Source organism: Micromonospora sp. ATLC20 (genome assembly GCF_057196585.1).
Genome location: NZ_JBXUOV010000226.1, coordinates 1 through 7,978 on the forward strand (window position 1 = coordinate 1; position 7,978 = coordinate 7,978).

General features: G+C 74.2%; 11 protein-coding genes. 6 read left to right on the forward strand and 5 right to left on the reverse strand.

What is annotated here, in order from left to right; genetic code table 11:
- A partial coding sequence (locus tag AC2CHG_RS28175) for a DAK2 domain-containing protein (protein WP_484525938.1) occupies positions 1-668 on the reverse strand: 668 nt, incomplete at its 3' end.
- Between the two features lie 209 nt (positions 669-877).
- Between AC2CHG_RS28175 and rpmB the strand changes: the two genes are divergently transcribed.
- Together rpmB and AC2CHG_RS28185 are read left to right on the forward strand one after the other, a co-directional pair.
- Positions 878-1,069, forward strand: coding sequence for a 50S ribosomal protein L28 (gene rpmB, locus AC2CHG_RS28180; protein WP_011905179.1), 192 nt, complete (start codon positions 878-880; stop codon positions 1,067-1,069).
- 219 nt (positions 1,070-1,288) lie between these two features.
- Complete coding sequence (locus tag AC2CHG_RS28185; RefSeq protein ID WP_484525939.1) at positions 1,289-2,545, forward strand: ATP-grasp domain-containing protein; 1,257 nt, start codon at positions 1,289-1,291, stop codon at positions 2,543-2,545.
- Here AC2CHG_RS28185 and AC2CHG_RS28190 read toward each other — a convergent pair.
- Positions 2,542-3,009, reverse strand: a complete 468-nt coding sequence (locus AC2CHG_RS28190) for a GNAT family N-acetyltransferase (RefSeq protein WP_135243728.1) — start codon at positions 3,007-3,009, stop codon at positions 2,542-2,544. The genes AC2CHG_RS28185 and AC2CHG_RS28190 overlap by 4 nt on opposite strands.
- A gap of 179 nt (positions 3,010-3,188) precedes the next feature.
- The gene (locus tag AC2CHG_RS28195) at positions 3,189-4,139 is read right to left on the reverse strand and encodes a thiamine-phosphate kinase (protein WP_194799688.1); all 951 of its coding nucleotides are present in this window, start codon (positions 4,137-4,139) and stop codon (positions 3,189-3,191) included.
- Positions 4,140-4,302: 163 nt separating this feature from the next.
- Between AC2CHG_RS28195 and AC2CHG_RS28200 the strand changes: the two genes are divergently transcribed.
- The gene (locus AC2CHG_RS28200) at positions 4,303-4,536 is read left to right on the forward strand and encodes an Lrp/AsnC ligand binding domain-containing protein (protein ID WP_013284547.1); all 234 of its coding nucleotides are present in this window, start codon (positions 4,303-4,305) and stop codon (positions 4,534-4,536) included.
- A complete protein-coding gene (locus tag AC2CHG_RS28205) occupies positions 4,537-5,124 on the forward strand; it encodes a DUF3515 domain-containing protein (protein ID WP_194799687.1) in 588 nt (195 codons plus the stop codon).
- 38 nt (positions 5,125-5,162) lie between these two features.
- Here the strand turns inward: AC2CHG_RS28205 and AC2CHG_RS28210 are convergent, their stop codons facing one another.
- Positions 5,163-6,266: a D-alanine--D-alanine ligase family protein gene (locus AC2CHG_RS28210; RefSeq protein ID WP_194799686.1), complete on the reverse strand. Its 1,104-nt coding sequence runs from the start codon at positions 6,264-6,266 to the stop codon at positions 5,163-5,165.
- Between the two features lie 166 nt (positions 6,267-6,432).
- Positions 6,433-6,657, reverse strand: coding sequence for a hypothetical protein (locus AC2CHG_RS28215; protein ID WP_194799685.1), 225 nt, complete (start codon positions 6,655-6,657; stop codon positions 6,433-6,435).
- A 235-nt stretch (positions 6,658-6,892) separates the two neighbouring features.
- Between AC2CHG_RS28215 and AC2CHG_RS28220 the strand changes: the two genes are divergently transcribed.
- Positions 6,893-7,738 (forward strand): helix-turn-helix domain-containing protein, encoded by an 846-nt coding sequence (locus AC2CHG_RS28220; protein WP_262014757.1) that lies wholly within the window; start codon positions 6,893-6,895, stop codon positions 7,736-7,738.
- 4 nt (positions 7,739-7,742) lie between these two features.
- Entirely contained in the window at positions 7,743-7,934 is a 192-nt protein-coding gene (locus tag AC2CHG_RS28225) for a DUF397 domain-containing protein (RefSeq protein WP_262014756.1), read from the forward strand.
- Positions 7,935-7,978 lie beyond the last annotated feature (44 nt).

A 7,978-nucleotide genomic window follows, 5' to 3' on the forward strand; every position in this document is an offset into this window, starting at 1 on the left:
GGCGGCGCGGGCGGCGCGGGCGCCGGCTGGCCCGGGCTCTCCCCCGTGATCACCTCGACCAGCGCGTCCAGCAGCAGGCACAGGCCGCGCCCGCCGGCGTCGACCACGCCGGCGCGGGCCAGCTCCGGCAACTGCTCGGGGGTACGCGCCAGCGCGTGCGCCGCCGCCTCGCTCGCGGCCCTGGCCACGGCGCGCAGGTCGTCGCTGTCCGCCCGGCGAGCCGCGTGCGCCGCGGCGGCGACCACGCTCAGCAGCGTGCCCTCGACCGGCCGGGCGACAGCGGCGTAGGCGGCGGTGGTGGCGTCGGCCAGCGCCTCGGCGAGCTGCCGCCCGCGCACCGCGGGCACGGCGGCGAGCGTGTCGGCGAGACCGCGCAGGATCTGCGAGAGGATCACCCCGGAGTTGCCGCGCGCCCCGAGCAGCGCGCCCCGGGCCATCAGCCGCAGCGCATGCCCGTGCGGGGTGTGCCCGTCGTCGGGGAGCGTGCCGAGGTCCATCGCCAGGGCCTGCTGGGCGGAGGTGAACGTGAGCACCAGGTTGGTGCCGGTGTCGCCGTCGGGCACCGGGTAGACGTTCAGGTCGTCGATCTCGCCCTGGTGGGCCCGGAGGGCGGCCAGCCCGCTCGCGCACCAGCGGCGTACCGCTGCGGCGTCGAGGGTCTCCAGCACGTCGGGAAGCCTACTGGCGCACACCGACACGCGCCGGGGTCGTCGCCGCGTGTCCGCCCCGGCGGACGGCCCGGCCGGGACGCCGGTACGCTGGGTGGGCTCGCGAAAGGGCCGGTTGGGCGTACCGACTGTCATCGGGTAACCTGACCAGGTTGCCCGGGCAGCGCCTGGCGGCGACCTCATGAACGTTTCAATCCCAGGAGTATCCCGTGGCTAGCGTGTGCGACGTCTGTGGCAAGGGGCCGGGCTTCGGCCACAACGTGTCCCACTCGCACCGGCGGACCAACCGCCGCTGGAACCCGAACATCCAGTCGGTGCGCACCCCGGCCGGTGGCGGCAACACCAAGAAGTTGAAGGTCTGCACCTCGTGCATCAAGGCCGGCAAGGTCACCCGCGCCTGACGCGGTAGCGCCACCGGAACATCGTCGGTCGCCGGCGGATCCCTTCGGGGTCCGCCGGCTTCTGTCGTGTCCGGCGACCCGCCGTGCCCACCGGCCCGGTATCGGCCGACCCGCCCCCGCACCCCTGACCGACCGTACGGCGACCGCCTCGATCCGGCCGGTTAGGGTGCTGCTGCGCCGGCCGTCCGGTTCCGGCGCGAGCCGTGGGGAGGATGACCGGTGGACCTCGATCTGGGTCGCGAGCAACTGGTGGTGGTGGGCGCGTCGTTCGGCTCGCTGAGCTGGTTCGACCAGGAGCTGCCGCCGGGCAGCGTGGTGCTGGTCGAGGAGCCGGACGTGATCGCCCGCCGCGACCTGGCCCGGTTCGCCGAGCGGCTGCCGATGATCGGGCGTCTCGTCGCGGCCGAGTACCAGACCGGCTTCGACCCGGACGCCCTGCTCGCCCGCGAGCCCGGCCTCGCCGACGCCCGGCTGGTCCTGCCCGGCCTGGAGTACGCGGTCGGCGCCACCGCCCGGCTCGCCGAACGGCTCGGCCTGCCCGGCGCCGGCGTCGAGGCCGCCGACGTCTTCTCCGACAAGCACCGGATGCGGCTGCTCGCCGACCGGATCGGGCTCGCCAACCCGGCGTACGAGCTGGTCGACGACCCGGCGCGGGCGGTGGAGTTCGCGCAGGCGCACGGCGGCCGGTGCGTGCTCAAGCCCACCCGCCGCTCGGGCAGCCTGGGCGTGCAGCTGATCACCGACGCGGCCGAGGTGACGGCCCGCTGGGCGGCCAGCGCCGCCCCGCCCGACCCGGCCGAGGCCACCGAGCGCGGCCTGCCCACCGGCGTGCTGGTCGAGGAACTGCTGGTCGGTTCCGAGCACAGCGTGGAGCTGCTCGTGGCCGAGGGCGAGGTGGTCTTCGCCAACGTCACCGACAAGCGGATCGCCGGTGGCCGCTACCCGGTCGAGACCGGCCACACCGTGCCGTCCGCGCTGCCCGCCGACGCGAACGACGCGCTGCGCGCCGCCGCGGTACGCCTCGCCGAGGCGGCCGGCTTCCGCAGCGGCATGCTGCACAGCGAGTGGATCCTGGCCGACGGCGTGCCGACGCTGGTGGAGTGCGCGGCCCGGATGCCCGGCGACATGATCACCGCGCTCATCTCGATCGCCTACGAGCGGGACGTCATCGAGGCGTACCTGCGGATCCTTCGCGGCGAACGGCCGGAGCTGCCGGCGCGGGCGACCGGCGCGGCGGCGATCGAGTTCCTTCTCGCCCCGCCCGGCCGGGTCACCGCGATCGACGGTCGCCGGGACGCGCTGCGGGTGCCCGGCGTGCTCGACGTGCAGGTGGAGACGAAGGTCGGCCAGACCGTGCCGGAGCTGCTCTCCTCGGCGCACCGCAGCGGGCACCTGATGACCTGGGGCACCACCCCGGACGAGGCGGCGGACGCCGCCCGCCGCGCCGCGAGCCAGATCCGCATCACCGTCGGCTAGAGGGTGCGGCCGTACGACAGGCAGCCCGGGGCGTCCTTGTAGAAGCCGAAGTTCGGGATCCGCTCGTAGCCGGCCGAGGTGTACATGGCGATCGCCTCGGGCTGCTTGTCGCCGCACTCCAGCACGATCCGCTTGCGGCCGTGGTCGCGGGCGGACCGCTCGACCGCGCCGAGCACCGCGCGGGCCACGCCCCGGCCCCGGGCCGCCGGGTCGGTGTACATCCGCTTCAGCTCGGCCGTGTCGCCGTCCTCGCCGTGGCTGCGCCAGCCGCCGCAGCCGACCGGCCGCCCGTCCAGGTAGGCGACGAGGAACGTGCCGTCCGGCGGGGTGAACTCGGCCGCGTCGACGGGGGTCTCGTCGCCGCTGCCGCCGTACCGGGCGCCGAGGTCGGCCAGCGCCGCCCGGATCAGCGCCTGCGACTCGGGCGCGTCGAAGCGCCGCTCCCGGATCTCGATCTCGCTCACCGTGCCAGGTTACGACCGCCGCCGGCCCGGCCCGGCCGCCGGGGGTCGGACGCAGATCACTCCCGCCCGGTCACTCCGCCCTGCGGCTGCGCCGGTTACTCCGCCGTCCGGCGGCCGTGCCGACTATTCCGCCGTCCGGCGGCCGTGCCGACTATTCCGCCGTCCGGCGGCCGTGCCGACTATTCCGCCGTCCGGCGGAAGTGGTCCCAGCCGCGCGGACCGCTGTAGGCGGCGCCGTCGACGGTGACCCCGGCGCCGGCCGCCACCCGCCCGACCGGCAACCAGCCGTCCGGGAGCGCGGCGTCCGCCGGGAACGTCGCGGCCAGCGCGTGGTCCTCGCCGCCGGCCAGGATCCAGGCGTACGGGTCGACGCCGAGCGCCTGCGCCGCGTCCCGCATCTGCCGGGGCACCTCGAACGCGTCGCGGCTCACGTCGATCGCGACGCCGCTGGCGGTCGCCACGTGCCCGAGGTCGGCCAGCAGCCCGTCCGACACGTCGATCATGGCGGTGGCCCCGGCCGCGGCGGCAGCGGGTCCGGCGGCGTACGGCACCTCGGGGCGGCGGAACGCCTCGACCAGCAGCCGCGGCGTGCGGAAACCCCGGGACAGCACGGTGTAGCCGGCCGCCGACCAGCCGGTGCGTCCGGCCAGCGCCACAATGTCACCGGGGCGGGCGCCGGAGCGCACCACCGGGTCACGGCCGGCCAGGTCGCCGAGCGCCGTCACCGCGACGGTGAGCGTCGGGCTGCCGGACATGTCCCCGCCGACCACGCTCGCGCCGACCAGCGCCGCCTCCGCGCCCAGCCCGTCGGCCAGTTCCTCGGCCCAGGCCGGGTCCAGCTCGGCCGGCATGCAGAGCGCGACGAGCAGCGCCGTCGGGGTGGCGCCCATCGCGGCGATGTCGGCGAGGTTGGCCGCCGCCGCCCGGTGTCCCACGTCCCGCGCCGACGACCAGTCACGGCGGAAGTGCCGCCCCTCCACCAGCACGTCGGTCGAGGCGACCACCCGCCGGTCCGGCGCGGCCACCACCGCGCCGTCGTCGCCGGGGCCGAGCAGGCAGTTCCGTCCCTGTGCCAGCCGGGCGGTCACCCGGCCGATCAGGCCGAACTCGCCGACATCAGTGACAGTCATTCCGTCCCCTCGCTCCGCTGCGTCGTTCCGCACGTCCCACCCCTGTCCGCACCGGCGTGTGCTCGCTCACCGCGTCCGACCGGCAACCGATAGGGATCACGGCCGCTCAGTACGGTAGTTTCACCCTTCGGGTCGCCCGGAGGCGACGGACGGAGGTCGAGTCGTGGTACAGGCGTACATCCTCATCCAGACCGAGGTCGGCCGGGCGCGTGACGTGGCCGGTCTGATCGCGGACCTGGCCGGCGTGGTACGGGTCGACGCCGTCACCGGGCCGTACGACGTGGTGGTGCTCACCGAGGCGAACACCGTCGACGAGCTCGGCAAACTCATCGTCAGCAAGGTGCAGATGGTGCCCGGCATCACCCGCACCCTCACGTGTTCGGTGGTGCGGCTGTAAGTGGACGAGAAGGACACCTCCCCCCGCCGGGACGGCGCCACCCGCCGTGCCGCGCTCTGGGCGACGCTGGTCGCGGTGCCGGTGACCCTGGCGGTGGCCGGGTTCACGTTCGCCAAGCTGGCCCCGGAGTCGCCGGACGCCGCGCCGAGCGCGTCGGCGAGTCCCCGGGCGCAGTCCAGCGCGCCGGTCGAGATGCCCGCCCCGGCCCTGGCCGAGCGCCCGACCATCCTCTGCCGCGCCCTGATGTCGCAGCTCCCGGACAGCGTGCGTGACCTGCCGCAGCGTCCGGTCACCGCGGGCCCGGAGCAGAACGCCGCGTACGGCGACCCGGCGCTGACCGTGGCCTGCGGCGGCAGCCCGGCGGAGTTCCCGCCCACCGACGAGGTGTGGACGGTCAACCAGGTCTGCTGGCACGCGGCGCAGGAGGCCGACGCCACGGTGCTGACCACCGTCGACCGGGAGACCCCGATCCGGGTGCGGATGCCGAAGTCGTACGAGCCGCCGCTGCAGTGGGTGACCTCGATCTCCGACACGATCGTCAGCTCGGTCCCCTCGGCGAAGCAGGCCCCCTCGGGCTGCTCCGCCTGACGCCCGCCGGCCCAGCGGCCGGCGGGCGGTGCCGGCCGTCAGCGGCCGGCGCGGCGGTGCAGGGCGGTACGGATCAGCCGGTTGACCAGCTTCGGGTACTCCAGCCCGCTGGCCGACCACATCCGCGGGAACATCGACGTCGGGGTGAAGCCCGGCATCGTGTTGATCTCGTTGAGGTAGACATCCATCTGCGGGGTCACGAAGAAGTCGACCCGGGCCAGGCCGGAGCAGTCGAGCGCGGTGAAGGCCCGGGTGGCGTAGTCGCGCACCTGCCGGGCGACCGGCTCGGGCAGGTCGGCCGGCACGTCGTACTCGCAGACCTGGTCGGCGAAGATGTACTTGGCCTCGAAGTCGTACCAGTCCTGATCGCCGATCATCCGCACCTCGGCGAGCACGGAGGCCTCCGGCGCGCCACCGGCCTCGCCCTCCAGCACGCCGCACTCGATCTCGCGGCCGACCACGGCGCCCTCGACGAGCACCTTGCTGTCGATCTCCCGCGCGGTGACGAGCGCGGCGTCCAGGTCCGCCCAGTCGTCGACCTTGGTGATGCCGAACGAGGAGCCGGCCCGGGACGGCTTGACGAAGACGGGCAGCCCGAGGCGCTCCTTGTCCTCGTCGCTGAGCGACATCCCGGCGCGCAGCACCGCGTACGGGCCGACCGGGATGCCCTCGGCGGCGCAGAGCTTCTTGGTGAACTCCTTGTCCATGGCCGCGGCGGACGCGAAGACGTTCGCGCCGACGTAGGGGATGTCGGCCATCTCCAGCATGCCCTGGATGGTGCCGTCCTCCCCGTACGCGCCGTGCAGCACCGGGAAGACCACGTCCACGTCGGCCAGCGCGACCGGCCCCTGGGCGGGGTCGAGCACCATCAGGCCGCCGACGGCGGGGTCGGCGCGCAGCACCAGTTCGGCGCCGGAGCCGGCGGTGACCTCGGGGAGTTTGCGGTCGGCGATGGCGAGCCGGCTCGGGTCGCCGCTGGCGAGCACCCACTGGCCCTGCCGGGTGATGCCGACCGGGACCACCTCGAACTCGTCCGGGTCGAGCGCGGCCAGCACGCTGCCGGCGCTGACGCACGAGATGCCGTGCTCGGGGCTGCGGCCGCCGAAGACGATCGCCACACGGGTCTTGCCTGGGGTGGTCATGGTCACCTCATCGTTCGCGACTGCGGCTGGCCGTGCTCGCCGGTGGCGCTCACCCGACTGACCTTACTGTGCGTTGCCGCAAGCGGTGGTCGTTACCCGGGGAGACGCGGAGTCGCGTGGCAAACGGTCAAGGTGACATATACGGGGAGTAACGGAGTGGCGTGTCTCAGAAGGCCGGGTGCCGGGGCCGGCGGCCGACCGCGATGACCTTCACGCGCTGCCGGCCGGCCCGCACCATGCCCAGCGCCATGAACGCGCCGGCGATCCGGTCGGCCGCCTCCCGACTGCTCGCGCCGACCACCTGGCGGCGGCGTTCCGGGCTGGTCCGTTCGTCACGCCGGCTGCCGTCCGGCGGACGCACGTCGGTCAGGACCACCAGGAACCTGGTCACCGCGCAACCCCTCCCCGTCTCGTGGACCGGCAGGGGCACGCGGCGGTCGGATCGTGGGGGAGTGAAGAATCCGACCACCGCGCGCCCCATCCCCTCCGGTCGCTCACCACCACCGTCGCCACGACAACCGGCGGTGAGGACGCCGTCACACATTGACAGGTTCACCGGCATGAATGCAACTCTCATCGACTTTCTCTCATGCCCGCTTTCCCGCGAGATGTGCGACCATCGATACATGGCGCCGAAGACCGCCCGGGCCCGACGGCTCGGCATCGCCCTGCGGACCCACCGGGAGGCCGTCGGCCTCACCCTGGAGGCCGCGGCCGACGAGATCAACAGCACCCGGAGCACGCTGTCCCGCTACGAGAACGCGCAGACGCTCGTCAGCCCCGCCACCGTGCGCGCGCTGCTGACCAGCTACGGCGTGGACCCGGCCGACATCGCCGCGGCGGTGCAGCTGGCGAAGGACGCCCGCAAGCCGGGCTGGTGGGTGTCCTATTCGTACCTGCTGGACCAGCGCACCATCGACTTCATCGCGCTGGAGGCCGAGGCCACCGGCATCGCGAACTTCGAACCGTCGGTGGTGCCCGGTCTGCTCCAGACCGCCGACTACATCCGCGGGGTGATGCGCGGCGGGCCGCACACGCTCACCGACGAGCAGGTGGAGCAACGGGTCCAGCTACGGCTGGACCGCCAGCAGCGGCTCTCCGGGTCCGAGCCGCCGATCCTCGACGCCATCATCGACGAGGGCGCGCTGCTGCGCCCGGTCGGTGACCGCTCGGTCATGTCCGGCCAGCTCCAGCACCTGCTGAAGATGGCCGAACTGCCGAACGTCACGGTGCAGGTGATCCCGCTCGCCGCCGGCTACCACCGGGGCACCCGGGGCTCGCTGCACATCCTGGAGTTCGCCGACCCGGAGGACCCGATCATCGCCTCGGTGGAGACAGTCGCCGGGCAGATGGTCCTCGACCGGCCGGGTGACCTGCGTACCTGCGCCAAGATCATGGAGCACCTGCGGACCGTGGCGCTGAGCCCGGCGGCCAGTCGGGACCAGCTCCTCCGCCTGCTGAACGAGAGGTGACCAGATGAACGGCACGAATCCCACACCGGCCCGCTGGCGCAAGAGCAGCCACAGCGGCGACGAGGGCGCCTGCGTGGAGATGGCGCCGCTGCCCGGCGCGGTGGCGGTCCGCGACTCGAAGGACCCGGCCGGCCCGGTGCTGGTGTTCCCGCCGCACGCCTGGGCCGCGTTCACCGCCGCGCCGCCGAGCGCCTGAGCGGCCCGCCGCCGCCCGCCTGGGCGTGACGCCGACCGCCTGGG